Origin of the sequence: Shewanella mesophila (assembly GCF_019457515.1) — a bacterium.
In the GTDB taxonomy this organism is placed as follows: Bacteria; Pseudomonadota; Gammaproteobacteria; order Enterobacterales; family Shewanellaceae; genus Shewanella; species Shewanella mesophila.
The window spans coordinates 271,465-298,119 of the sequence record NZ_CP080421.1 but is presented as its reverse complement, the minus strand read 5'-3'; the positions used below and the strand labels follow the sequence as shown (position 1 = coordinate 298,119).

Genomic DNA, 26,655 nt, shown 5'->3' with positions numbered 1-26,655 from the left:
CGCTAGATAAAACATAACTAATAGCGCCAATTTGCTATTTAGCAGATTGGTGCTATTCATGTTTTTATCATGCCTAACTATTAATACTTTTGTTATGTGTAGCTATTACTTCTATAATTCATTTATAGAATTTTTAATAAAATCTTAAGGATAAGTTTTTAAGGTGCAATCAACAGCGTCTCCAAAAACTGAGCAATGGACGGTTTCAGCCTCCCAAAGAGTGACTGTCGACCCCTTGTTAGACAGTTTAGTCTTATTGACCGAATATTTTGGCAGCCCATGCTCTAGCGAATCCTTAGCCGCAGGGTTACCCCTGTCCGGCAGTGTTTTAACGCCAGAATTAGTACCTCAAGCAGCAGGGCGAGCAGGTCTTACCGCAAAACTAACCCGCAAAGGCTTAAATCAAATTTCGCCCATTTTTCTACCTTGTATCTTATTACTTAAAGATAAAAAGGCATGCTTGTTACGAGAGATTGACTTCGACAAAGATAGAGCCGTGATTCAACTGCCTGAAACAGGTGGTGAAGAGCAACTTTCTATTGAAGAGCTTGAAGCCATGTATGTTGGTTACCTGTTTCTCGTTAAGCAGCAATATCGCGGCGATATGGGCTTTGACCTGCACCAACATGACAACAAATCACACTGGTTGCTGCAAACCCTAAAGGATTCGGCTCCAATCTATCGCGATGCCCTTATCGCATCGGTATTGGTTAACCTGTTTGCCTTAGTTTCCCCACTGTTTATCATGAATGTTTACGATAAGGTTGTTCCGAATCTTGCATTTGAATCACTTTGGGTATTAGCTATCGGTGCAGGGATTGCCTACATATTTGATTTAATCATGCGTCAATTGCGCGCCTATTTAATTGATGTTGCAGGGAAAAAAGTTGATATCATTGTTTCATCAAGATTGTTTGCTAAAGCCATTGGTATTCCGTTAGAGAAGCGCTCTCCGAGCGTCGGGGGAATGGCAAGACAGTTAGGTGAATTTGACAGTATTCGAGAGATCCTGACTTCAGCAACGATAACCACACTGGTCGACTTACCCTTTGCTGTATTTTTCATGATCATCATTTATATCGTTGCTGGCGATCTAGCGCTAATTCCCGTCATCGGTGGTGCCATTATCATCATTTACACTTTGATAATGCAACCTCGCTTGAAAGCTGCAATTGAAGAAAGTAACAAATTTGCCAGCCTAAAACATGGCCATCTGATTGAATCGCTGGCTTCTCTTGAATCGATAAAATCAAGCGGAGCAGAAGGACTTGTGCAAAAAAGTTGGCAGCAAATGATTGGCCACACAGCCAACTGGCAACTAAAGGCCAAGAAAATTTCGACATCTGTTACCAACATCGCCAATTTCACCGTCCAGCTGTCTGTAGTGTGTGTGGTTATCCTCGGGGTTTATCGCGTTGCGGATAACGAAATCTCGATGGGGGGTATTATCGCAGCAGTGATCTTATCTAGCCGTGCTATTTCACCTATGGCACAGCTTGCCGGACTAATGACTCGCGGCAACCATACTGCAAGTGCACTGCGGCAACTTGACCAGATCATGACCCAAGAAGATGAATTTGAGAATAAGGGTCACTTAGTCAGTAAGCAGCGACTTGAAGGGCAGATTAATGCTGACCATATCAGCTTTAATTATCCAGGTTCTGAACGACCTGTGCTGCATCCCATGTCACTCTCCATCGCTCCAGGTGAACGAGTTGCGATCATAGGCCGCAACGGCTCAGGTAAGAGCTCTTTAGCTAAACTGCTTGTGGGACTATATCAACCCTCAAAAGGCAGCCTACGTTATGACGGCTTAGACTCGGCTCAAATTCATCCAACCGATCTTCGCAGAAACTTTGGCTATCTTCCCCAAGATATAACGCTATTTCATGGTTCAATCCGAGATAATATTTTGTTCGGTACTCGTCAGGTCACAGAGCACCAATTGATTAGAGCTGTACAATTATCGGGCGTCAATCAATTTACCGATATCGAAACTGAAGGCTTAGATCAGCAGGTCGGCGAAGGCGGACAATCATTATCTCGTGGTCAACGCCAAACAATTGCTCTCGCCAGAGCAACCTTAAACGATCCGCCAGTACTTCTAATGGATGAACCTACGGCCAGTTTAGATGCTCGAGCTGAAAAACAGTTTATTCGTGCAATGCAAAATGTAGCTAAAGAGAGAACTTTGCTACTGATCACTCATAAAATGCATCTATTAAACCTAGTCGATCGCATTATAGTGCTAGATCGTGGTCACTTAGTCGCCGACGGTCCTAAAGATACTGTGCTTAATCAGCTTGCCAAAGGCTTACTTGCTGGAGGACCGAAGAGTGAGTAAGCATCTAACTACCCACGACTTAGAGATGGTCGATGACGTTTACGGTGCAATGATGACAGATGCACCAACCAGCCACCGCCTGATTATCTGGGCACTTTCAGCACTAGCATTATGCTTTTTGCTTTGGGCCTACTTTGCCGAACTTGATAGAGTCACAACAGGTACAGGTAAAGTGATTCCCTCTTCTCAAATACAAGTTATTCAAAGTTTAGATGGCGGGATCATGCAGGAACTTTATGTTCAAGAAGGCATGATTGTCACTAAAGGTCAGCCTTTGGTTCGTATCGATGATACTCGCTTTAAGTCTGACTTTGCCCAACAAGAACAAGAGGTCTATAGTCTCCAAGCCAACGTGTTACGTCTGCGCACCGAACTAAATAGCATCACGATTTCAGATGTGGCGACTGACTGGCGTGAACAAGTCAAAATCGTCAAACAGCCCTTACAGTTTACCCAATCATTAATTGAAGATGAGCCCGACTTAGTCCGCCGCCAGAGAGAAGAATATGAAGGGCGTTTAGATAATCTCAGCAATCAACTTGAGATTTTAGCCCGGCAGATCCAACAAAAGCAGCAAGAAACTGAAGAGTTAGCATCCAAAATCACGACTCTAACTAAGAGCTTTCAATTAGTTAGCCGCGAATTGGAACTGACAAGACCGCTTGCTGATAAAGGCATAGTGCCAGAAGTTGAACTACTGAAACTCGAACGTATCGTTAATGATATTCGCGGGGAATTAGCTTCCGTTAGGCTATTACGTCCTAAAGTGAAAGCGTCTCAAGATGAAGCAATATTAAAGCGACGAGAGGCATTATTAGTATTCGCTGAAGACACTCGCAAACAACTCAATGAAATGCAGACTCGCTTATCACGCATGAACGAAGCACAAGTTGGCGCGCAGGATAAGGTCAGCAAGGCTGAAATTGTTTCACCAGTAAACGGGACAATTAAAACAGTCCATATCAATACTCTTGGGGGCGTCGTTCAACCTGGCATTGATATTATCGAGATCGTGCCATCGGAAGATCAATTGCTAATAGAAACCAAAATTCTCCCGAAAGACATCGCATTTTTACATCCTGGCTTACCCGCCGTTGTTAAAGTCACCGCATATGACTTCACCCGTTATGGTGGCTTGAACGGCGTTGTAGAGCACATCAGTGCCGATACAACACAGGACGAAGAAGGAAACAGTTTCTATCTTGTAAGGGTTAGAACTGAACTATCAAGTCTGACGAAAGACGATGGAACCCTAATGCCTATCATACCGGGAATGTTGACCTCGGTTGATGTAATTATTGGGCAAAGATCCGTTCTAGAGTACATACTTAATCCGATTTTGAGGGCAAGAGATACTGCCCTACGTGAACGCTAAGTTCACAACAAATAACCAGGGGGGTTAAACAATGAGTAAGCAAACCGTACGTCAGCTAAAGCGAAGTGCCTTGGCACTGGCCGTTAGCGCGATGTTACTGCCCGGAGTCTGTTCTAGCCAAACGTTAGAGCAAGCAGTTGCACACACTCTGGATACCAATCCAGATATTCGCATCGCATTCAATCGCTTTAAAGCGAGAGAAGAACAAGTTAATCAAGCAGTTGCAGGCTATATGCCAACCGTTGATATCAGCGGTGGCTATGGTTGGGAACAAACTAATAGCCCATCGACACGTAGGAAGAAGAATCAAGGTGACGTTGATGACGAAGGTGTTATCGAGTTAATGCGTAGTGAAGTCGGCTTTAGCATCAAACAGATGCTATTCGATGGTTTCTACACATCTAGCGAAGTCGATCGTTACAGCTTTGAAGCCAGCGCAGATCAGTGGGCACTCTTTGCTGCTGCAGAAGATATGGCACTGGAAGTGGCAAGGGTTTATGTAAACTATATCCGCGCCGAGCAAGTATTAACGCTTGCAGAAAAGAACCTACAAAGCCACAAAGATATTTACGACCAAATTAAACAGCGTACCGATTCTGGTCTTGGTTCAGTAGCCGATCTTTCACAGATTACAGGCCGTCTTGCTCGAGCAAATGCCAACGTTATTTCAGCCAAAAACAATTTCTATGATGCAAAAGCACAATTCATGCGCATTGTAGAAAAAGAACCTGAAAACCTTATCGTGCCTGTACCCGACGATGATATGTTGCCAGCCGATCTCAATAGCAGCCTAACATTAGCCCAAGATAATCACCCGATCTTAAAGTCGGCATCGAGTGATATCAATGCTGCTGAAAATGAACGCTCCTCGGCACAATCCAACTATTACCCTAAGTTGTCTTTAGAACTTGGTGGTAATTGGAACGACAATTTAGATGGTGAAGATGGCTATTCGGCATTCGCCTCACAAAATGTCGGTGGTCACAGTAACGATCTTGTCGCCATGGTCAGGGTAAAATACAACTTATTCGCTGGCGGTAAGGATTTAGCCCGTGAAAAAGAAGCAGCATACAAAGTGGGTGAAGCAAAAGAGATCCGCCAACGGGCATATCGTCAAGTGGTTGAAGGGGTAAATCTTGCTTGGAATGCCTACGAAATGCTTGAACCACAAAAGATGTATATTCGCGAACATGTCATTGCAGCTAAGGATACCCAAGTGGCTTATAGCCAGCAGTTTAATCTGGGTCAAAGAACCTTGCTCGATTTACTCGATACCGAGAATGAACTATTTGAAGCTCGTAAGGATTATCTAGAAGCCGAGTACGATGAAATTATCTCAGAATACCGTATTCTAAACGCAACAGGACGACTATTAGAGTCACTTCGTGTCACACGCCCCGATGTCTGGAAAGGTGAACGCGAGTACGAAGGGGGAGTTAAATAATGAAAGCCTTACTTATCATCCTTAGCTTTGCCTTAATGGGCGGCTGTGCTTCCCGTGACGTAGTCACCATGGACGAGCCAACAAACCAAGTTTTTGATCTCAATGACAACGATAGAGATGGCGTTATCGTGGCCAGAGAGCGCTGCAATGACACGGTTCAAGGGGCGTCGATCGACAACTATGGTTGTGGAAAGGTCAAACCGATTAATGAACGTCAAGAACTTAAGATCCTTTTTGCCAATGACTCTTTCTACATCGACCCACAATATTATAACCAAGTAGAAACGGTTGCGACTTTTATGCAGCAGTTTCCAAATACTCAAGTTACAATCGAAGGTCACTGTAGTAAAACGGGCTCTTACGAGCATAACTTAACCCTGTCACAGAACAGAGCGAATGCTGTGAGTTCCTTGCTATCAGAACGTTTTGGTATAGAAAGTGATAGGGTGACAGCCATAGGTTATAGCTATGACCGTCCTGTCGATCCTACTCATACTAAGATGGCTCATACTCGAAACCGTCGTGTTATTGCCGAACTCACAGGTGAAGATACGACTGCCGATATGAAATGGCACATCTACACAGTTGATGAACAAGTTAAATAAGCAGTAATTGTCGGAGAAGATGAAAGCTAAACGCGGCAGGCATAAACGTTACCTTAAGGTCTGCCAATTTAGCATTATGGCATTGGCCTTGGGGTTTTCATGCCTATACGCTTCTCCGACACAAACTTTAGACGCGAACTATATTACCGCGGCAATAGAATCACGATATGGTGACCGAGCAGGCATGCGTGTTAGAGCATGGTTCAAAGTATTAGATGAATCACAAGGGCTTAGTGAAAAAGAGCAAATTGTTAATGTAAATAACTTTTTTAATCTTTTCCGCTTTGTCGATGACATAAAACTGTGGGGCGACAGTAATTACTGGGCGAGCCCGATGGAGTTTATTGGTGTAAATGGAGGAGACTGCGAAGACTTCTCCATCGCAAAATACTTCACTTTACTCCAGCTTGGCGTACCCGATGATAAGTTACGCATTACCATGGTTAAAGCGACCTCGGTAAATCAATATCATATGGTATTGGCATATTATGAAACGCCAGGCTCGATCCCTTTAGTGCTCGATAATTTAGATCGGGTAATAAAACCAGCAACACAACGTACAGATTTGATACCTGTATACAGTTTCAATGGTCGGCAGCTGTGGTTAAACAAAGAGAAAGGACGCGGTGTGCTAGCGGGTTCATCTGAACGTCTTGAAAAATGGAATGATCTCAAACACAGATTGGGTGTTGAAAGACTTAAAATGCCTAAATTAAGATTGGAGTAGCTAGAATAATGACACTGTTTCGACAGATATACTCACTGCTATTTGGCCTATTTCTGGTAGTTGTCATCAGCTTAGCTTATGTACAATTTACCGAAACCCAAAGCTTTCTCACCAAGCAAATGGAGTCTGACCTTAACAATACTAGCAATAGTCTAGGGATAATGTTGGTGCCTGATCTTGAGGCAGGAGATATCGTCGGTGCAGAGACGCTTATTAATGTTATTTTTGAAGGTGGCTATTACCAACAGGTTAAATTGACTTGGCTCGTTGATGGCAAACAGCAGGTATGGGAAAACCCAGTGAAGATCCAAGGCGTTCCCCAGTGGTTTATCGACTTAGGCTTCTTTGACACCATTCGTCGTGAAAGTACGATCACATCCGGTTGGTTGCAATTAGCAAAACTCGAAATTACCGCACATCCTGGTTTTGGTTATAACGAGCTGTGGCGCACACTCACCAATGCCATTATCGTTATTTCAATACTGTTTCTTTTAGCGATTGTACTCGCTCGTTTCGGACTTACCTGGATTCTCAAACCGCTCCATGAAATTGCTGAACATGCCACCGAAATAGCCCAGCGTAAATTTGGCCCAGACATGAAACTGCCAAAAACATCCGAGCTCAAATCTGTTGTCGAAGCCTTTAATAGCATGTCTCATCAGCTCAAACAGATTTTTAGCTCATTGGATGAAGAAGTGACCGAGCTAAGAAAGAAAAACTTAGTCGATCAAGTGTCTGGACTTCCTAATCGTCAATATATGATGGGAAGATTGAATAGCTGGCTGAGCGAGCCGAACAATGGCTCCCTAATGATGGCAAAGTTTGACTGGCTTGAAGTGGTCCACAGTAAATACGGTTATCAAGTACGCGATGAAACCATCCGTCTACTTGCGGAAAAAATGAAAGAGCAGCTTGATGAAGTCGCCCCCTCGGTGATTGCCCGTATTGCCGCTTACGAATTTGCTTTCTTGATCACCAGCGCAGAACAGGAACAAAGTAATAAATACTTGCAGACCCTGATTAGAACAGTCAATCAGGAGATCTCTAAAGCGGGCTGTAAGCCGAATGAGCAGTTTGCCATTGGTATCGCCCACAGAACAGATCATATGACGGTAACGGACATACTGGCGCAAACCGATAATGCGTTACAGAAAGCGGTGGCCGACAATAAAGTCTTCCATTCATTTGAAAGCACTGAGAAGCAGCTTTATACCAGAGAGCAGTGGCGTCACCACTTAAGTGAAGCTATCACTAACAAAAATTTTCAATTTAAATGGCAGCCCGTCCACCTTTCAGACAAAAATGAAGTCGTACAACGCGAACTGTATTGCCAACTCACTATTGGTGATAAAGAGATACATGCTGGACAGTTTATGCCTTATATCGAACTGCTATCACTGGGCTCGCTATTGGATCGCTGCCTAATCGAAACCATTGCTGAAAATGGCCTGCTAGAACGTAACTACGAGCCAATAGCAATAAACTTAACCTTCCACAGTCTGAGTGACCCTGAGTTCCATGGCTGGCTAAACAAATTCCTTCGCCATACCGAACTTGCACCTAGAATCGTTTTCGATATTCCTGAGGCGGGTGTTTACAGTGACCCAGATGCCTGCCACGCTCTATGCACAATAATTAGAGACAATGGAGCTCACTTTGGCATAGATCATTTTGGTCGTCAGTTTGGTTCCATGTCATACCTACAGATGCTCAGACCGAGTTATGTCAAACTTGATCAATCCTTTGCGTATTACGATGAAAATGAGCATAGCAGCGAGTTATGCCGCGCACTGGTCAATGTAGCAAGAGGCCTAGATATTCAAATCATTGTCACCGGCATTCAGGAGCAGCAACAACTGGCTCGATTTGAACCACTTAAGACTAATGCTTATATGGGTTATATTTACCCCCCAGAAAGAGTCACCCTTTAGATATGAAGGCTGCCAAATGGCAGCCTTTTTTATTAATACCAATCAGTATAAAGATGTGATCGCTCAGCGAGAATTTAGCGCTTAAGGGGCAAGGCTCTTAATCGCTCCTCGGCTCTAGCATCCTCGGTAACCGCTCCATGCGTTACCCTATCTCCTATATCCATATAGTCGTGCATTAAGGGCAGTCACAACATCTGACCTCCAGGGATGGAGGGAATGTCTTAAGTATGTCGGGAACATGCCAAACCCTGTTGATTGCAACGAATGAGGAACATAGTCGAACTAGGTTTAAGCTCGTTAACACTGTGCCAAATGCGCTAAAGCTCGCCTTTTAGCGTGTTTTTTACCTGTCTACTCCTGCGTTGAATAGACTCACAAGGGAACAAGCATTCTATCATCTAGTCACCTTGAATTAGTTGCCAAAAAACACGCTGAGTAGATCACATTCTTATACTGATTGCTATTGCACAAGGAGAGTCCCCACACTGTTATAAGCCCCTCCTCCTTTGCAGGATTGAAAACACTGAAAACGAAAAAAGCCTTCTGATTTCTCAGAAGGCTTTTCGAAAGTGGTCGGTGATAGAGGATTCGAACCTCTGACCCTCTGGTCCCAAACCAGATGCGCTACCGGGCTGCGCTAATCACCGTAAATCTTTAATTTTTTTGCAAATACCGAGTTAGACTCACTATTTAATAATGTGGTCGGTGATAGAGGATTCGAACCTCTGACCCTCTGGTCCCAAACCAGATGCGCTACCGGGCTGCGCTAATCACCGAGTATCTACTTTTCCAACAGTAGCAGATGTTTTATGAGGTCGCCCTCAATATTTAATAAGAAAGTAATGGGGTGACTGATGGGACTTGAACCCACGACAACCGGAATCACAATCCGGGGCTCTACCAACTGAGCTACAATCACCACTGATTTTACTACTTATCTTGCTAACTTGGTCTCAACTCCAACTGGTGCACCCAGAAGGATTCGAACCCTCGGCCTCACCCTCCGGAGGGGTGCGCTCTATCCAGCTGAGCTATGGGTGCCTGCCTTGTTAGCGCCGCATATAGTATGGATTATTTCGGTGCGAGTCTATAGCAAACTCAGATTTTTTTACGCGTTTGCTCAACTTTTAGCAGATTAATGGTCATTTAAACCTCAAATAGTCAAATTCAAGTTGATTCAGTCAAAATAATGACTTGGTAGTGCTGATTTTTTATGCTATCTATAGCTAATATCCAAAATCCTAATACAACATAATAGTAGCGATTGGCGGAGCCATGTTTAGGGAAAAAACAGACCAGTTTTCACCTCGTGAGATTGGACGCTTATTTAAAAGGATTGATCGCTTAAAAAGCCTAGCGCAAAAATATAAGCGATCTGAAGTAGTCCAAAATACATTGCTAGACATCTCTAATCTCGCGGCGACGGTCGAACGAGAGGATGAATTCTATTCAGGGATCCAAAGCAATCTAAATAAGTTACTTCCTGCCGACAATTTTTTTATAGCCATACTCAACCAAATCACAGGTGAACTCAATATCCCCTTTTGGGTTGATGAGAAAGACCCACACCCAAGTGACCTGTATCCTTTAGAGGATATATCCAGCACGCTGTTTAGCGGTTTAACTGGATATGTCCTAAAACAAAAACGTCCTTTGCTATGCGACAATGATAAATTCGAGCAACTCATTTCCGACGGTCAAATTGTTAGTAGAGGTTCCGATTGCCATCAGTGGTTAGGTGTACCTATTTTTAGTGGCGAGCAGGCCATTGGCGTTATCGTAGTTCAGAGTTATAACCCAGCGATAAATTATGGCGATATAGAGGTCGAATTAATGACCTTTATTAGTCAACATATTTCAGGTGTTATCGAAAGAGTACAGCATAGACACCACCTTGAAGCTGCCATTAAACACAGAACCAAAGAGCTAAGTGTCGCCTATGACAAACTCAAGCAAGAGGTCACAGAGAGACGCCGTGCCGAGAATTTACAGAAATCACTTTTCGAAATTGCCGAACTTTCCAACTCAAATCTAGATGACAATACCTTTTATGCCGAACTGCACCGAGTTATTAGCCACCTTCTACCGGCGAATAACTGTTATATCGGTTTACTAGATGAGAAAAGCCGCCACTTACAATTTCCCTTCTACGTCTCTCAACTAAACGTAGGCGCACCGCAAAATCGCCCCTTTTCCGACGGCTTAACTGAATTTGTATTAAAGAAAAAAAAACCTCTATTACTCGATAGCAACGACATCAAATCACTCGTCGCATCCAAACAACTTTACGCAAAAGCGCCGCAACTCAATTACACCGAAACAATCTATCAATGGATAGGCGTTCCTTTATTTATCCAAGGGATCGTAAGAGGCGCCTTGACAATTTATAGCTTCACCTCCTCACAAACCTATCAAGAAAAAGATTTAGACCTACTGACCTTTGTTTCACAACATATTGCAACGGCGATTGAGCGCAAATTATCCGCCGAGTCTCTGAGGCAAAGCTATGAACAGTTAGAGGAAAAAGTCGCACAGCGCACCAGAGCGCTGGCGATGCTAAATCAGGATCTTGAGAAAGAGATAGCGCAGCGATGTAAAGTCGAACAACAACTGGTTCATGATGCTAGCCATGACACTTTAACGGGACTGCCTAACCGCGCTCGTTTCATGGAAAGACTAGCTCAAGCAGTTAAGCATGTTCGTCGTCATGGGTCTGATAGGTTTGCCATACTGTTTATAGACTTAGATCGCTTCAAATTAATCAACGATACTTTAGGTCATCTACAGGGTGATAAATTCCTCATAGAAACAGCACGTCGACTCAATTTATGCATTAGAGACAATGATACGTTAGCTCGGATCGGCGGTGATGAGTTTGTCATATTACTCGACAGTATTAATGACGCTCGTGACGCCATCGAAGTAACAGAGCGTATTTTAGGAGAGCTATCTCAACCCTACGAACTGGCGAACCAGAGCTTTACCTCTGGAGCCAGTATAGGCATCTCATTTAGCAGTCAAAACAGTACCGATACCAGCGAATCTCTACTTAGAGGCGCTGATACAGCTATGTATCAAGCAAAGTCAAATGGCAAAGGTTGTTATGTTGTCTATGACAACAGTATCACTCAGCAGAATTCGCATGACATCACCTTGGAGATAGAGCTGCGAGAAGCGATTGCTAAAAAAGCATTAGCACTGCAATATTTTCCAGTGATGACTCTCGATTCAGAAAAAATCATCGCTCTCGAGCCCAACTTATATTGGCAACATTCTCAACTAGGTAAGATAAAACAGGCACAGCTGACTAATATTGCCGAGCACTGTAATTTGACCAAAGAATTAAACCTATACCTATTCGATCAAATTAATAAAGATTATCCCAAACTTACCACAATAATTGAAAGCAATACTCAGTTGCATATCAATATCTCGAGCGAACATTTAAAGCATAAACATGCCGTACGTAAACTGAAGAATCGTATAAAAGAGTGTTATTTCAAACCCGATAATTTATGGCTATTTTTTGACGAGAAGTCGTTTGTACAAGACAGTGACAGTCATATCAACACCTTTAATATGTTGAGTAAACTACAACTTAATATAGGACTGAGTGCATATGGCAGTGCCCACAGCGCTTTGAGCAGTTTAAGCTTTCTTCCTCTTAGCGGCCTAAAACTCGACCCTAGCTACATTAGCCACTTAAATGACCCGCAGCACAAGAAACTACTAAAAGCTCATCAGCTAGCGGCAGAAGCATTAGATCTGACACTCTACGTACAAGGTGTTAAAAGTGATCTGCAACGACAACAGCTCGCAAGCTTAGGTTTTTTCGCTGGCCAAGGCCAAGCATTAGGTGAATCAATTAAGCCTAAAACACTACCAACGGCAGCTGACGATACTAGTTTATATGCATAGCCTGAACTAAGAGCTACAGAATAGCAGCCCCAATTACATTACATAGTGATACCAATCAGTATAAGAAAGTGATCTACTCTGCGTGTTGTTTGACAACGAGTTCAAGGCGAATGGATGATGGAAGAGTTGTTCCCTTTTCGCCAATGCCATTAGAATAAGGCGCTCTATTTTTTAAACATCCCCCTAAGATTAGCAATATTGGCTTTGCCAGATTGAACCCGCTGCTGCTCAGTCTGCGCTGGCTTACGATTTTCCCAAATGAGATCATCTTGTGGCAATTCCATCAAAAAACGGCTCGGCTCACAGCGCATCACTTCACCAAATTGACGTCGCTCACGGCAGATCATAAACCACAGTTCCTTTTGAGCACGTGTGATCCCCACATAGGCTAAGCGCCTCTCCTCCTCGACGTTGTCTTCATCTATGCTGGTTTGATGAGGTAAGATTCGCTCTTCAACCCCAACCATGAACACATAAGGGAACTCAAGTCCCTTTGAGGCATGTAAAGTCATTAATTGAACCTGATCGCCAGCTTCATCTTCACTGTTGCGTTCCATCATGTCACGCAACGTTAATCGAGTGACCACCTCAGGCAGTGTCATCCCCTCATCTAAATCATCCCCTTGCAGCATCTCTGTCACCCAGCGATACAACTCTGAGATATTTTTCATCCGCATCTCTGCGGCTTTGGCACTGGTGCTGGTCTCGTACAGATAATCTTCGTAATTAATATTACGGATCAGATGCTTCACCGCCTCAACGGGTTCACCACGATTGGACTCTTCTCCCGTATCGACGATGAATTTGCCAAACTGATATAGCGCTGACATTGCTGCTGGCGGTAGATGATGATTCAATTCCGAGTGAAAAATAGCCTCAAACATAGAGATATGTTTCTCATTAGCATAATTTCCCAAACGCTCTAGTGTCGCAGGGCCAATACCGCGCTTTGGTAAGTTAACTACCCGTAAAAAGGCGTTGTCATCATCGGGATTCACCACTAAACGCAAATACGCCATGATGTCTTTGATCTCTGCTCGGCCAAAGAACGAGGTCCCCCCACTGAGCTTATAGGGAATGCGGTTGGTCATTAATGCACGTTCAAGCAGACGCGATTGATGGTTACCGCGATACAAGATGGCGTAATCACCGAATTGAGTTCTGCCGACAAACTTATGCCGAATCATCTCGGCAACAACCCGTTCTGCCTCCTGCTCTTCATTGGCGGCCATAAGCACTCGAAGCGGTTCGCCATAGGCTAATTCACTAAACAATGACTTATCGTAAACATGGGGGTTATTGGCAATCAAAATATTGGCAGCGCGCAGAATGCGCTGGCTAGAGCGATAATTTTGCTCAAGCTTAATTAACCTCAATGAAGGAAAATCTTTGCCAAGTAGCACTAAGTTTTGTGGTTTTGCTCCACGCCACGAGTAAATAGATTGGTCATCATCACCCACAACGGTAAAACGAGCACGCTCGCCAACCAATAGCTTTACCAATTCATATTGGCTGGTGTTGGTGTCTTGATACTCATCCACCAACAGGTATTGAATTCGCTTTTGCCAGCGCTCTCTTACCTCTTGGTTATGTCGCAGTAACAGAGTGGGAATAAGAATAAGATCATCAAAGTCCAACGCATTATAGGCCTTCATGTGCTGGGCGTAACGTTGGTACAACAAAGCAAAAAGCTGCGATTGCTCATCTTTGGCTATCTTTCTCGCTTGCTCTGGGATAACCAGATCACCTTTCCAATTTGAGATCGCCGTTGTCAGCATTCTTAATAGATCTTTATCGCCATCAAGTTCGTTCTCGGTTAACTCTTTTAATAGCGCCAAGGTGTCTTGATCATCAAACAGCGAGAAACCGGGCTTTAATCCCACCACTTTATATTCACGCTTAATGATCTCAAGCCCTAAGGTGTGAAAGGTTGAGATCCACAATCCGCGCGCTTCTTTACGTCCCATCGATTGGGCGACACGCTCTTTCATCTCTCGGGCCGCTTTATTGGTAAAGGTCACTGCAGCGATATTTCGCGCTTGATAACCACACTTTTGCACCAAATAGGCAATTTTGTTGATGATCACACGCGTCTTACCACTGCCAGCACCCGCAAGTACCAAACAAGGACCAGAAACATAGTGAACAGCATCATTTTGACCGGGATTGAGCTTCATGAATTAACAATTACCACGCAGATAAAAAGCATTTAAACCAGCGGCAGATCATACCAGAATCTCTACCTCGCCATTGACAAAAAATCCAACTATCGATGTAAACTTAAAGCAGGTACAATTCTCAACCATCTAGACTTGATTAGCCAACAGCGGAATTAACAATGATCAATCCAAAGAAAATCGAAGAAGTTGCTAAGCAACTTAGTGAAAACCTTCCAAGTGGTCTTAAGCAGTTTGCTGGCGAATTTGAAGACAAGAGCAAACAGATCCTACAGAATCAGTTGATGAAACTAGATGTAGTCTCGCGTGAGGAGTTTGACGTACAACAACATGTACTACTAAAAACCCGTGAAAAGCTAGAAATGCTACAAAAACAGGTTGATGCCTTAGAAGCCAAGCTTACTCAAGCTGAATGAGTTTCTCACCAATACAAAATGAAAGGAGCGCTATGCGCTCTTTTTTATTACCTTTTTTCGCCATAATTGATCATCACTCTGCCCTCATTCCCTACTTTAAAAATGATTAAATACAATAATGTCAAAAATGTGATCAAATGAAAAAGGGAACTTACATGTTAAATCGTTTCGGGCTGGGCAGTAGTCCAATCAGTCAAAAACTAGTTTTTATTGCGATACTATCACTGCTCTCACTTATCCCTCTTGGACTCGTGATGGATATCACCTCTGATCGACAATCGCTTTACCATGATGTGGTAAACGAGATAGGTCATTCCTGGGGTGAACAGCAACAGATATCAGGACCAGCAATAGTGATTCCCTATACCTACGAGGTGATCCAAGAAAGCTTTAATGAGCAAGGGAAACTCACAAAAACGAGACATACTATCGATAGTGAATTCGTCATTTTACCTAAAGATCTCAACCTTAATATCACCCTAAAACATGACTTTTTGTCCCGCGGCATTTTTCAGTCATTGGTTTATAACGCACACATTACTGGCAAAGCAAAATTCGATATAGTTGAGTTTAAACAGCCTAACTTAGTAAAAATTCAACCAGAATTCGCTAGGATCGTTTTTGGCATCTCAGCCAATCAAGCCATTGACAGTATTAATCAATTTCAAACTAATTTAGGCAGCCCCAGCAATAAAACAACTCAATCACTACCACAAGGTAATCCGCTAATGTCTGGCACTGGGCTTGAGCAAATATCGGGCTTAGAACGAGGCTTTCATCAATTAATCTCTTTAAACGAAAAATCACAAGTACTCGACTTAACTTTTGATATTCAACTGCGTGGTTCCCAGGGAATAAGTGTGCTGCCAACAGGACAACAAACCACGATAACCCTCGATGCTGACTGGCCACATCCAAGTTTTAATGGTCTATTGCCTACGGATAGAAGTATTGATGCTAACGGTTTCAATGCTCAATGGAAGGTAAGTTATTTGACTCGTAATTACCCTCAGTTCTTTAGTAAAAACAGTCAAATAAACTTACAAGAAGTCAAAGCCCAGGCAACCTTATTTGAACCCGTCACTCATTATGGGAAAATTGAACGAGCGGTAAAATACGGTCTGCTATTTATCATATTAACCAGTATTCTATTATTGATTTTTGAACTCGGGCAGCATCAAATACTGTCGACGATCCAATATCTATTGGTCGCCAGCGCCATGACACTATTTTATCTAATTTTGTTATCACTATCGGAACATATTAGTTTCGGTTACGCCTATCTACTGGCCGCTTGTGTGCCGCTTTTTTCGGTTTCAATCTATATTGGCAGTGTTACCCGTAGCGCCAAGCGAAGTGGAATAATGGCTGCAATGTTAATCGCCCTCTATAGCGTGCTCTACTCCATTCTAAAGCTAGAAGATTACGCCCTTCTTATGGGAACGGGACTACTCGTCATTGTAATGTTGATATTAATGTACATAACCCGTCATGCGCCTCATAAGATTGATGACATTAAGCAAATTTAATCGCGATTTTAACAACTAAGGCTAGCTAGCCAATCCATGGCGCGTTAGCCTTACTGTTTTTTCGCGAGACATCTCTTTGACACTTTCAAGAAGCCATAAAACTTATCTGCTACTTGGCTGGATGTTGCTTATTATTGTACCAGCCATACTCTTGTTAAGCGGCACGGAACTGTTTCCACTTATCACACTTAATTCATCCCACGCAGAAGCCCTATATTGGCTGACCTCTTCTGGCACGGCGCCATTTGGGGTGCTTACCGTCTTAGTCTTGCTCGGGTTCTGCTATAGAAAAATACCCAAAGCCCACTTTCTGCCACTGTTAATCACAGTCTCTATTAGTATGGTGTCGACTTTAACACTCAACCAGTTTCTAAAGCCGTATTTCAGCGAGCCTAGGCCCAATGCCCAATTGCTGCATCAGCAGCAACTACTCAATATTGATGAGTTCTATCAACTGCCCACCGACCAACGTAAGCCCGTCATAGACAGCGCGATAAGCAAGTTCATCTCCGCCCCTAACAACCTTCAGCTGTCTAATCGTATCGCCAACCATTGGCTTCATGAAGTGGGCTTTGCCTTCCCCTCTGGGCATACGCTATTTGCCGTGACCTTATCTATGGTAATGAGCTACTTTCTATTGCTTAGCGGCCAATATCTATTCCCATCTCTATTATGCGTATGGAGCTTAGGCATGGGCTTTAGTCGCATGCTACTTGGCATGCACTGGTCACAAGACGTGCTCGCTTCTACCGTGATTGGCGGTCTAATAGGCCTAATCAGTATTTGGTGTATGATTAGTTGCTATTCATTGCTAATACCTGCAGTCCAAAGGAGTTAGCAATGTCGTCTCAAATGAGCCAATTGACCTCTCATCATGATCCAACAGCTATCCGCTTAAACATTGATGAAAGTGAACAGGTAAGCGCAGTTTAGCTGGTTATCCTCTATAGCCACGAGAACGACAGTGATATAATCCTCATGTAAAATATAACTATAACTAGGTTTTAAGGATTGAAACTAAATGAAAAAGTACATCGTTGCTACACTAGTGGTCATTGCAGCGCTATATTGGTTTTTCCAAACCCCTTCCATCAACTCTCCTTATTCATATGACAGCATAAAAACAAGCCAGCCCCCTCTCTCATCATCCCTCCAACTCGATACTGAAGAGCTCCACGCCAAGGCAGACTCACCTAACAATTATCAGAGCTGTATACTACTTATCGAATCTAACAAAAATACGCGTAGGGATTGGGCCAATGAGCAAGACTGGGATCAATGGTTAGACAAGGGATATTCTATCGATGATATTACATTGGCTATCGATCATTTTTCGAGCCAACTTCATGCAGCAAATTGGCGGGTGAAACAGTTAAAATTTCATTCACAGCTTAGTAAACAAAATCGAGAACTTGACGAACAAGCCAAACAACAGTTTCCCGAAATCTATACGGATTTTGTTTGGGAAAGGCCTGTACCTCAACCAAGTCTTAAAAATATTACTGAATTAAGTGATGATGATGCCATTGCACTTATCCAAGCAACAGGGTTAACGGTAGATGATGTTGACTGGCTACTACAACAAGACTCGCTATCCGAAGCATTACTCTTTCACGCCGTTAATAAACTAGAAGATGTCAACGCTCTACTAGGTGATCATATATTCGCAGGTGAAAATCTTCACCTCATTGAGACCGCAGCTGCAAATGGGCAAGAGAGAGTGCTTAATTTACTCCTGACAAAAAATAGTGAATTAAGCAATGATCCCTATTTGGGGACAACTATGGAGTATGCACTTGCTCATTTGGATTATTTTTTTAGTTTCAATAAACCATTAGACGACGGAGCATTTGCAAGGCAGGTTAGGATAATTAAAACCTTACAGGCACTAAATAGCCCAGCAAACTTCACCTCTCAAACCGAGCAACAAATAGCAGGCCATTTTCCTCGGAATATTTATCAATTTGATGCCGAACAGTTGGCAATTTTGCAAAATGAATTTGAGCTTGATCTAACTCAAATTGTACCGAAAAAGTCGTTAGCATATGATCCTAATTCCCCATTGATCGAAGAACTGAATACCGATCTAACTCAAGCACTAGCAAAACAGACTTCACCTGCACAGTTAACACAGTGCCAGTTATTAGTTGAAAATGTGAACAGCCAATGGCAACCACATGACCTTAGTTACTTTAGCCATAAACTGATTAGAGAAGGCAAACAAGTAAACGTGGCTAACCTTAACGACATCGATCCAGTATTAGCCGATTGTTTTAGTGATACCCAGCGACAAAGGTTGCCCTACAGACGCAGTAATAACAAGAGCTTAAATGATGCTGTATACAGGCTTGCTAAGCAAAAACAGATAAAAAAAGCCATTAAAATGGTCGAGAACTCGCAGTTAGAAGAAGCGGTGAATCGCGATTTTTTCTATCAACTGTTAGGTTACAACCCAGAGTATTTCACGCCATTACAACTGAGCCAATTACGTCAAGAGACATTTGACTACAATCGTATTTATCGCTTTTCCAGAAAAAACATTACCTCCCTAATAACCCAAGGTCTAGATATCGACAAGCTAGATTATGAAGGTAGAAGTTTACTTGATATGGCAATACTTAACCAAGATCTCACTCTGCTTAAATACCTAGTTAGCCACCACATTAGCTACCCAGCTAGAGCTAATGGACGAGATCCGCTTTACCTATTATTAGATACGAACAATTACCAATTTAATCCAGAGCATCTATTAGAGTATTTATCAGCACTAATGGTACTTGAGCCCAATATCTATCCATATCATCAACGTTTAATGTCACTAATCCGTTTGAAATACCCAGAGATATACACCCAGATCACCAACCAACTGCCAAGGTTAATCGTAAAAGACGATACCCCACTGCCACCTGCTGTTTGCCACCATAATTAGTTTCAGCAATAGATAAAAGGCACCTCTCGGTGCCTTTTATTATTTCATCGCCATTAAACTGGTTAGTTATCTACTAATCATGAAAAGCCACTTTCACTTTTTTTGCATCTTGCTGTAACTCTGCTGGTTTAGGCACATGAATCGCCAATACACCTTTCTTGTATTGCGCGGTGATCTGCTCAGCATCGAGGTTGAATCCAAGTGGGATCTGACGTTGGAATGAACCAAAAGAACGCTCTCGTAGATGATATCCTTTGTCATCCTTTTCCTGCTCATTATGTTTCTCGCCACTAATAATGAGGTAGTTGCCTCGAATATCAACATTGATATCCTTTTCATTCATATCAGGCAGTTCGGCCTTGATCTCGATATATTCGGCACTCTCTTTCACATCAATGGCAGGCATAACGCCGAGCTCTGCACGGACATTTGGCCAAGTCGTTAACCAATCTTTGGCAAAGTCATCGAATACATTATCTAACCGCGACTGCAATGCAGTACGTGGATCATCTTTATGAAAGATTGAGGGAAAGAATGATTTCATAACAAGCTCCTTTGTTGGCTCGCATCTCCTTAAACAAGGCTGATGCAGAGGATTTACAAACAGCCTAAAGCGCAAGCCCTCTAGGCTTCCTTAACCCTCATTTTAGTCGCTGCCAACCTAGGTAAAAAAACAATTGCCTCCCAAGTTAAGCTAGATCAATCATCCCTCAAAAAGCGCTATAGCCGACCTAAAAAAGGCACGATTTATGCGCATCAAAGTCGCCTCAATAAACAAGATAAGAATATCTATAAACCAATGATTCACATTATTTTTATTGAAATAATTAATCGCTAAGCGTATTTTACGTTAACGAATTTTCTCGATATTTTTTCAATTGTTTTAACATGAACTTAAGGACCATCGCATGGAAGCTACCGAAGCACTGCCGCCAACAACTCCTGCACTAACACCAAGCCCCGCTATTGAAATGAAACACTCAGGGCTGGGTATTGCATCATTTGTACTTAGCATTGTCTCAATGATGCTCATCTTTGGGCTGTTAATCGTCGCAGGCGTGATAGAAGCGACCACACCAGGTGGGATGAACGAAGAATCTGTGGAGGCTGTTGTCGTTGGAATACTGTTATTTGCCTTTATCGGCACCGCGCTGGTCGCAACAGGTTTAGGTATAGCGGGATTATTTCAGAAGCAGCGCAAAAAGATATTTGCGATTCTCGGTACTATCTTTTCACTGGTTACAGTGGTGTCGACCCTAGCGTTAATCTCCTTTGGTATGACAATAGATTAGAACGCGTGGAGCGACTCATTATCAGCCACAAAAAAGGGGAAATTTAATTCCCCTTTTTATTACGTGAGCCATCAGTTGTAACTAACGCAGCACCTCTTCAAGGGCTCGTAAACATAACGCGACGTTTTCACGTCTTGCACCAAAGCCCATCAAACCGATACGCCATGCTTTACCTGCCAATGCACCCAATCCAGCCCCTATCTCTAGGTTATAGTTTTCCAGTAACTGCTTGCGCACTAAGGCATCATCAACCCCGTCAGGAATATACACGGCGTTAAGTTGCGGTAAACGAGATTGCTCTTCAACAACAAACTGAAGCCCTAACGCCTCGAGCCCTTCACGCAGCACTTGATGCATGTTTTGATGACGTGCCCACGCGTTTTCAAGCCCCTCTTGTGCAAGTAGGCGAAGCGACTCATGGAGAGCATATAATGCATTAACAGGCGCAGTATGATGATAGCTTCGCTTGCCGCCAGCACCTTGATCGCCACTCCAATAACCCATCACTAGGCTTTGATCTAAAAACCAGCTCTGTACTGGTGTTTTGCGTGCTTTAAGCTTCTCTACCGCCGCAGGTGAAAACGACACTGGCGACAAACCTGGCACACAGGAGAGACATTTTTGGCTGCCCGAGTAAATCGCATCTATTCCCCATTCATCGACTCTTAGCTCTACACCACCTAAGGAGGTCACGGCATCGACGATAGAAAGACAATCATGCTGCTTGGCTAACGCACAGAGACTCTTGGCATCTGACAATGCACCCGTCGATGTTTCGGCATGAACAAAAGCCAAAAACTTCGCATCAGGATTGGCTTTCAGCGCGGCCTCAACATCGCTAACCGAAACTGGTGTGCCCCACTCGTTATCAACGACTACGGCTGTAGCACCAACGCGCTCAACATTTTGACGCATTCTCTCGCCAAACACCCCGTTACGGCACACTATCACTTTTTCGCCGGGCTCAACTAAATTAACAAAACAGGTTTCCATACCGGCGCTACCCGGTGCAGATACCGCTAGGGTCATGGCATTTTTAGTTTGAAACGCATATTGGATCAGCGCTTTGAGTTCATCCATCATGCCGACAAATAGCGGGTCGAGATGACCAATTGTTGGACGAGCCTGAGCGGCCAATACTTCTGGATAAACATCTGAAGGACCTGGGCCCATCAGCGTTCTACGAGGGGGGTTAAATGCATTTACTTTCGGTGCTGCTAACATCTTATTTCCTCTTCAAAGCCGTGGCTTAAAAAGTTAGGGTTAAGGCTAACTGTCGTTTTATCAGATAACCTCCGCTAAGGGGCTCGGTTATCTCCCTACGTATTAACAGTTATTGAAGTACCATAATTGGTATCTTATTGCTTTTAATGCATTGCAAGATAACATAAAAAAAGGCGCTACTGCGCCCCTTTAAACATTAAAGTTTGTCGCTTTCCATGAGCAACACCACCATTAATCGCGGTTATCCAAAAACAATTTATAGGCAGGACTCTGGGTTTCTTCTTGATAGACAAATCCCACATCGGTTAAAAACTGCTGAAACGCAGTTGCATCGCTTTCTGGCACTTCAAAGCCAGCAAGTACGCGCCCATAAGCGGCACCATGATTACGATAGTGAAATAGACTAATGTTCCATTTACTCTGCAAGGTAGTCAAAAACTTAAACAAGGCGCCGGGATGCTCTGGAAACTCAAAGCTAAATAGACGCTCATCAAGATCTTCTGGCGGATGACCACCCACCATATAACGCACATGGAGTTTAGCCGTCTCGTCATGAGACAGATCCTGCACCTCGAAGCCATCGCCCTCAAGCCGCGCGACTATCTCGTCCAGCTCCGCCTGACCATGAGACAGGCGAATACCCGCAAACACCACCGCCTTGTCACGGCTAGAAAAACGGTAATTAAACTCAGTCATCGCACGCTTATCTAACAACTCACAAAAGCGTAAAAAAATGCCGGGACGTTCTGGCACTTTAACCGCCAAAATAGCCTCTTTCTGCTCACCGAGTTCACAGCGCTCCGACACATAACGTAGGCTGTGGAAGTTAACGTTAGCCCCACTCAAGATAGCTGCCACCTTTTGGCCTTTACCCTCGTCACCGATATATTTTTTCAGTCCAGCCAGTGATAAGGCACCTGCGGGCTCAGCTATCGCGCGGGTGTCTTCAAAAATATCTTTAACCGCAGCGCAGATCTCATCAGAGGTAACGGTAACCACGTGGTCGACATATTCACGTGCCAGACGAAAAGGCTCGGCACCTATCTGTTTTACCGCCACACCATCGGCAAATAACCCCACTTGCGATAACACCACACGTTCATCGGCTTCTAATGCGGCTTTTAGGCAGGCTGAGTCTTCTGGCTCAACTCCGATAATCTTCACCTGCGGCATAACCGCTTTGTAATAGGCGGCGATACCCGCGATCAGGCCGCCACCGCCAACGGGCACAAATATCACCTCGAGATCGCGTTGTTGCTGCAACATCTCTTGCGCAATCGTACCTTGACCCGCAATAACCGCTTCATCATCGAACGGGGCGACATATACGCGCCCCTCGTCTTTAGCGAGTTGCTGGGCATACTCATTGGCCATATCGAAAGACTGACCATGCAGCACCACTGTGCCACCAAGGCGGCGCACCGCATCGACCTTAATTTCGGGAGTGGTTTCTGGCATCACGATCACCGCGCTTATTCCACGCGCCGACGCCGACATTGCCACCCCTTGCGCGTGATTGCCGGCAGAGGCGCACACGACGCCGCGCTCACACTCCTTTGCATCAAGCTGAGCGATACGATTATAAGCCCCACGCAACTTAAACGAGTGCACAGGCTGCATATCTTCGCGCTTCAAAAACACTTGACAGCCTAAACGCGCAGAGAGTTTATTCAGGCTAGAAAGCGGGGTGATTTTTGCCACATCATAGACAGAGGATAACAGTATCTTCTGCAGATAATAGTGTGCTAAATCTAACTGAGATTGTGAGGCTAATGCCAACATATTAATCCTCCAGCTTACTAACATCTCGCACAGCGCCTTTATCGGCACTAGTCGCAAGCATGGCGTAGGCTTTAAGCGCAAGCGATACCGCGCGCTGTCGACTTTTGGGTTTCCAAGCCAGTTTGCCACGCGACTGCATCTCTGCACGGCGGCTGGCCAGTTCTATCTCGCTAACGGCAAGCTTAATGGTACGCGCAGGAATATCGATTTCGATTCGATCCCCGGTTTCAACTAGCCCAATAGTGCCACCCGCAGCCGCTTCAGGAGAGACATGACCGATAGATAAACCCGATGTACCGCCAGAAAATCGACCATCGGTGATAAGCGCGCAAGCCGCACCTAGGCCTTTAGATTTCAGATAACTAGTTGGATAAAGCATCTCTTGCATGCCTGGACCACCTTTAGGGCCTTCATAACGAATCACTACTACGTCACCAGCAACCACTTCGCCACCTAAGATACCCGCTACGGCGTCATCTTGACTCTCATAGACTCGAGCGCTGCCCACAAAGGTATGATTAGCTTCGTCGACGCCGGCAGTTTTAACAATACAGCCATCAAGGGCGATATTGCCCGATAGCACAGCTAGGCCACCCTCTTGGCTAAACGCAAATTCACGAGTACGAATACAGCCCTCTTTACGGTCGACATCGACACTTGGCCAACGGCAATCTTGACTAAAAGCTTTAGTAGTTGGAATACCGGCAGGCCCTGCAGAGAAAAATTGATGCACCGCTTCATCATTGCTCTGGGCGATATCATATTTAGCCAATACCGCTTTAAGGCTTTCGCCAGCCACATGACTCACATCGGTATGCAGTAAACCCGCCCTGTCGAGTTCACCTAAAATCCCCATCACCCCACCAGCACGATGGACATCTTCCATATGATACTTAGGTGTCGATGGCGCGACTTTACAAAGGTGCGGTACCTGACGCGACATTCTATCGATATCGGCCATGGTAAAATCGACACCGCCCTCTTGAGCAGCAGCTAACAGATGCAACACGGTATTGGACGAGCCGCCCATAGCGATATCCAGCGCCATAGCGTTTTCGAATGCTTTAAAGTTTGCAATGTTGCGTGGCAAGGCTGATTCATCATCGTGCTTGTAGTAACGCGTAGCCAGCGCCATCACACGGCGACCCGCTTCTAAAAAGAGTTCGCGGCGATCGGCGTGGGTCGCGAGCATTGAACCATTGCCCGGCAATGATAAACCGAGTGCTTCGGTGAGGCAGTTCATCGAGTTCGCGGTAAACATGCCTGAGCATGAGCCGCACGTTGGGCAGGCGCTTCGCTCAATTTTTTCACTGTCGGCGTCTGAGATGCGGTCATCCGCTGCGGCGACCATGGCATCGACTAGATCCAGTTTAATGATCTTATCTGAGAGTTTTGTCTTACCTGCTTCCATCGGCCCGCCCGAGACGAACACCACAGGAATATTAAGACGTAGCGCCGCCATTAACATACCGGGAGTAATTTTGTCGCAGTTTGAGATGCACACTAACGCATCGGCGCAGTGGGCGTTAACCATATACTCTACGCTATCGGCGATAAGCTCTCGTGATGGCAGGCTGTAAAGCATGCCGCCGTGCCCCATAGCAATGCCATCATCGACGGCGATAGTATTAAACTCTTTAGCGATACCGCCCGCCTCTTCTATCGCACCAGCCACTAACGAGCCCATATCTTTAAGGTGAACATGCCCTGGCACAAACTGAGTAAAGGAGTTAGCAATGGCAATAATCGGCTTACCGAAATCGTTATCTTTTACCCCAGTCGCTCGCCAAAGTGCACGAGCACCAGCCATATTGCGACCTTCGGTACTGGTAGCTGAACGTAATTTTGCCATGAAATTGCTTCCTTTTTATCGTTAGGCGATATCGGTTCGCCTAGCTTTGAATGTTTGCCCTGCGACAACGCCGAAGCGTTATCGGGCTTGTCACTAATCTAAACTCGGTTTAAATCATCTAATCTTTAATACCAACAAGGGATGAGCCTAGACCAATCCTAAATCGGCTCTAACCAGCCCCACTTGTCTTCTGTTTCACCATTAAACAGACCAAAGAAACTCGCTTGGATCTCTTTGGTGATAGGGCCACGCATGCCTGCACCTACCTCGATACGATCCACACTACGTACTGGCACAATTTCTGCCGCAGTGCCCGTCATAAACATCTCATCGGCTAAGTATAAAAACTCGCGCGACATAGGCTCTTCCACCACCTCATAACCCTTATCACGCGCCAAGGTTATGATGGTGTCGCGGGTGATCCCCATTAAGATAGCAGCCGTCGCAGGTGGGGTGTACAGCTTATTCTTTTTAATGACGAATAGGTTAGCACCCGCGGCTTCGCTAACGAGACCATTAACATCGAGAGCAATACCTTCATCAAAGCCATTTCGTTTAGCTTCGGTTGAAATTTGTAAAGATGACAGATAGTTACCACCAGCTTTCGCCCCTGTCGGAATGGTATTCGGCGCCAGACGATTCCACGATGTCACCGCCACATCGACGCCGCGTTCCATGCTGTCTTCACCTAAATAGGCCCCCCAAGGAAACGCTGCCACTAATAGCTCGCATTTGGCATCTTTAGGCGGGGTGATCCCCATACCGACATCGCCATAAAACGCTAGCGGGCGGATATAGGCGCCATCTAATTTGTTGGCAACGACAATATCACGACACGCCTGCATCGTTTGATCAAAGCTATACGGAATTGGCATGCGGTATATTTTTGCCGAATCATACAGTCGCTGCACATGCTCGGTTAGACGAAAACCTGCGGGGCCAAGGTGAGTCGCATAAACTCGAATCCCCTCAAATACCGAGGTTCCATAATGCAGTGCATGAGACATAACATGCACCTTAGCATCGCCCCACGGCATTATCTCACCATTAAACCAAATCAGTTCTGCAGTTTTTGCGGCCATAATATTTTCTCACTTATAGGGCTTAAGC

At 44.5% G+C, this 26,655-nt stretch carries 18 protein-coding genes and 4 tRNA genes; 12 read left to right on the top strand and 10 right to left on the bottom strand.

What is annotated here, in order from left to right; translation table 11 throughout:
- The first annotated feature begins 163 nt into the window (after nt 1-163).
- Genes K0I73_RS01450 through K0I73_RS01425 form a run of 6 tightly spaced genes read left to right on the top strand, consistent with a single transcriptional unit; the run spans nt 164 to nt 8,426 of the window.
- On the top strand, nt 164-2,344 hold the full coding sequence (locus K0I73_RS01450; RefSeq protein WP_220062790.1) for a type I secretion system permease/ATPase: 2,181 nt from the start codon (nt 164-166) through the stop codon (nt 2,342-2,344).
- Nucleotides 2,337-3,719: an HlyD family type I secretion periplasmic adaptor subunit gene (locus tag K0I73_RS01445; RefSeq protein WP_220062789.1), complete on the top strand. Its 1,383-nt coding sequence runs from the start codon at nt 2,337-2,339 to the stop codon at nt 3,717-3,719. The genes K0I73_RS01450 and K0I73_RS01445 overlap by 8 nt, the downstream gene beginning before the upstream one ends.
- A 31-nt stretch (nt 3,720-3,750) precedes the next feature.
- Complete coding sequence (locus tag K0I73_RS01440) at nt 3,751-5,163, top strand: TolC family outer membrane protein (protein WP_220062788.1); 1,413 nt, start codon at nt 3,751-3,753, stop codon at nt 5,161-5,163.
- Nucleotides 5,163-5,768, top strand: coding sequence for an OmpA family protein (locus tag K0I73_RS01435; protein ID WP_220062787.1), 606 nt, complete (start codon nt 5,163-5,165; stop codon nt 5,766-5,768). Before K0I73_RS01440 ends, K0I73_RS01435 begins: the two co-directional genes overlap by 1 nt.
- Nucleotides 5,769-5,787: 19 nt before the next feature.
- A complete protein-coding gene (locus K0I73_RS01430) occupies nt 5,788-6,495 on the top strand; it encodes a transglutaminase-like cysteine peptidase (RefSeq protein ID WP_220062786.1) in 708 nt (235 codons plus the stop codon).
- Nucleotides 6,496-6,503: 8 nt separating this feature from the next.
- Nucleotides 6,504-8,426 carry a bifunctional diguanylate cyclase/phosphodiesterase gene (locus K0I73_RS01425; RefSeq protein WP_220062785.1) on the top strand — a complete coding sequence of 641 codons (1,923 nt, stop codon included), beginning with the start codon at nt 6,504-6,506 and terminating at the stop codon, nt 8,424-8,426.
- A gap of 570 nt (nt 8,427-8,996) precedes the next feature.
- Here K0I73_RS01425 and K0I73_RS01420 read toward each other — a convergent pair.
- From K0I73_RS01420 to K0I73_RS01405, 4 genes are all read right to left on the bottom strand, one after another.
- Nucleotides 8,997-9,073 (bottom strand) — tRNA-Pro (locus K0I73_RS01420).
- A 52-nt stretch (nt 9,074-9,125) separates the two neighbouring features.
- Nucleotides 9,126-9,202: transfer RNA gene (locus tag K0I73_RS01415), tRNA-Pro, on the bottom strand.
- 67 nt (nt 9,203-9,269) lie between these two features.
- A tRNA-His gene (locus K0I73_RS01410) sits at nt 9,270-9,345 on the bottom strand.
- A 45-nt stretch (nt 9,346-9,390) separates the two neighbouring features.
- A tRNA-Arg gene (locus K0I73_RS01405) sits at nt 9,391-9,467 on the bottom strand.
- 234 nt (nt 9,468-9,701) lie between these two features.
- Here K0I73_RS01405 and K0I73_RS01400 point away from each other — a divergent pair.
- A complete protein-coding gene (locus K0I73_RS01400; protein WP_220062784.1) occupies nt 9,702-12,344 on the top strand; it encodes a sensor domain-containing diguanylate cyclase in 2,643 nt (880 codons plus the stop codon).
- Nucleotides 12,345-12,508: 164 nt separating this feature from the next.
- Here the strand turns inward: K0I73_RS01400 and rep are convergent, their stop codons facing one another.
- A complete protein-coding gene (rep, locus tag K0I73_RS01395; protein ID WP_220062783.1) occupies nt 12,509-14,521 on the bottom strand; it encodes a DNA helicase Rep in 2,013 nt (670 codons plus the stop codon).
- Between the two features lie 161 nt (nt 14,522-14,682).
- Between rep and ubiK the strand changes: the two genes are divergently transcribed.
- From ubiK to K0I73_RS01375, 4 genes are all read left to right on the top strand, one after another.
- Entirely contained in the window at nt 14,683-14,937 is a 255-nt protein-coding gene (ubiK, locus tag K0I73_RS01390; protein ID WP_220062782.1) for a ubiquinone biosynthesis accessory factor UbiK, read from the top strand.
- 155 nt (nt 14,938-15,092) lie between these two features.
- A complete protein-coding gene (creD, locus tag K0I73_RS01385; RefSeq protein WP_220062781.1) occupies nt 15,093-16,466 on the top strand; it encodes a cell envelope integrity protein CreD in 1,374 nt (457 codons plus the stop codon).
- Between the two features lie 76 nt (nt 16,467-16,542).
- Nucleotides 16,543-17,304 carry a phosphatase PAP2 family protein gene (locus tag K0I73_RS01380; RefSeq protein ID WP_258405250.1) on the top strand — a complete coding sequence of 254 codons (762 nt, stop codon included), beginning with the start codon at nt 16,543-16,545 and terminating at the stop codon, nt 17,302-17,304.
- Nucleotides 17,305-17,487: 183 nt separating this feature from the next.
- The gene (locus K0I73_RS01375; protein WP_220062780.1) at nt 17,488-19,395 is read left to right on the top strand and encodes a hypothetical protein; all 1,908 of its coding nucleotides are present in this window, start codon (nt 17,488-17,490) and stop codon (nt 19,393-19,395) included.
- A 73-nt stretch (nt 19,396-19,468) separates the two neighbouring features.
- Here the strand turns inward: K0I73_RS01375 and K0I73_RS01370 are convergent, their stop codons facing one another.
- Nucleotides 19,469-19,939: an Hsp20/alpha crystallin family protein gene (locus K0I73_RS01370; protein ID WP_220062779.1), complete on the bottom strand. Its 471-nt coding sequence runs from the start codon at nt 19,937-19,939 to the stop codon at nt 19,469-19,471.
- Between the two features lie 364 nt (nt 19,940-20,303).
- Between K0I73_RS01370 and K0I73_RS01365 the strand changes: the two genes are divergently transcribed.
- Entirely contained in the window at nt 20,304-20,687 is a 384-nt protein-coding gene (locus K0I73_RS01365) for a hypothetical protein (protein WP_258405249.1), read from the top strand.
- A gap of 81 nt (nt 20,688-20,768) precedes the next feature.
- Here the strand turns inward: K0I73_RS01365 and K0I73_RS01360 are convergent, their stop codons facing one another.
- The 4 genes from K0I73_RS01360 to K0I73_RS01345 all read right to left on the bottom strand — a co-directional run bounded on the left by K0I73_RS01360 (nt 20,769) and on the right by K0I73_RS01345 (nt 26,627).
- Nucleotides 20,769-21,911, bottom strand: a complete 1,143-nt coding sequence (locus K0I73_RS01360; RefSeq protein WP_220062778.1) for a pyridoxal-phosphate-dependent aminotransferase family protein — start codon at nt 21,909-21,911, stop codon at nt 20,769-20,771.
- 231 nt (nt 21,912-22,142) lie between these two features.
- Nucleotides 22,143-23,693: a threonine ammonia-lyase, biosynthetic gene (gene ilvA, locus K0I73_RS01355; RefSeq protein WP_220064210.1), complete on the bottom strand. Its 1,551-nt coding sequence runs from the start codon at nt 23,691-23,693 to the stop codon at nt 22,143-22,145.
- Nucleotide 23,694: 1 nt separating this feature from the next.
- Complete coding sequence (ilvD, locus tag K0I73_RS01350; protein WP_220062777.1) at nt 23,695-25,545, bottom strand: dihydroxy-acid dehydratase; 1,851 nt, start codon at nt 25,543-25,545, stop codon at nt 23,695-23,697.
- A gap of 158 nt (nt 25,546-25,703) precedes the next feature.
- Nucleotides 25,704-26,627: a branched-chain amino acid transaminase gene (locus K0I73_RS01345; protein WP_220062776.1), complete on the bottom strand. Its 924-nt coding sequence runs from the start codon at nt 26,625-26,627 to the stop codon at nt 25,704-25,706.
- Nucleotides 26,628-26,655: the final 28 nt, after the last annotated feature.

Excerpts from the sequence above, each read along its gene's own strand:
- K0I73_RS01440 (WP_220062788.1), top strand. The coding sequence starts at position 3,751 with ATGAGTAAGCAAACCGTACGTCAGCTAAAGCGAAGTGCCTTGGCACTG.
- K0I73_RS01435 (WP_220062787.1), top strand. The coding sequence starts at position 5,163 with ATGAAAGCCTTACTTATCATCCTTAGCTTTGCCTTAATGGGCGGCTGT.
- K0I73_RS01430 (WP_220062786.1), top strand. The coding sequence starts at position 5,788 with ATGAAAGCTAAACGCGGCAGGCATAAACGTTACCTTAAGGTCTGCCAA.
- K0I73_RS01425 (WP_220062785.1), top strand. The coding sequence starts at position 6,504 with ATGACACTGTTTCGACAGATATACTCACTGCTATTTGGCCTATTTCTG.
- K0I73_RS01400 (WP_220062784.1), top strand. The coding sequence starts at position 9,702 with ATGTTTAGGGAAAAAACAGACCAGTTTTCACCTCGTGAGATTGGACGC.
- rep (WP_220062783.1), bottom strand. The coding sequence starts at position 14,521 with ATGAAGCTCAATCCCGGTCAAAATGATGCTGTTCACTATGTTTCTGGT.
- ubiK (WP_220062782.1), top strand. The coding sequence starts at position 14,683 with ATGATCAATCCAAAGAAAATCGAAGAAGTTGCTAAGCAACTTAGTGAA.
- creD (WP_220062781.1), top strand. The coding sequence starts at position 15,093 with ATGTTAAATCGTTTCGGGCTGGGCAGTAGTCCAATCAGTCAAAAACTA.
- K0I73_RS01375 (WP_220062780.1), top strand. The coding sequence starts at position 17,488 with ATGAAAAAGTACATCGTTGCTACACTAGTGGTCATTGCAGCGCTATAT.
- K0I73_RS01370 (WP_220062779.1), bottom strand. The coding sequence starts at position 19,939 with ATGAAATCATTCTTTCCCTCAATCTTTCATAAAGATGATCCACGTACT.
- K0I73_RS01365 (WP_258405249.1), top strand. The coding sequence starts at position 20,304 with ATGGAAGCTACCGAAGCACTGCCGCCAACAACTCCTGCACTAACACCA.
- K0I73_RS01360 (WP_220062778.1), bottom strand. The coding sequence starts at position 21,911 with ATGTTAGCAGCACCGAAAGTAAATGCATTTAACCCCCCTCGTAGAACG.
- ilvA (WP_220064210.1), bottom strand. The coding sequence starts at position 23,693 with ATGTTGGCATTAGCCTCACAATCTCAGTTAGATTTAGCACACTATTAT.
- ilvD (WP_220062777.1), bottom strand. The coding sequence starts at position 25,545 with ATGGCAAAATTACGTTCAGCTACCAGTACCGAAGGTCGCAATATGGCT.
- K0I73_RS01345 (WP_220062776.1), bottom strand. The coding sequence starts at position 26,627 with ATGGCCGCAAAAACTGCAGAACTGATTTGGTTTAATGGTGAGATAATG.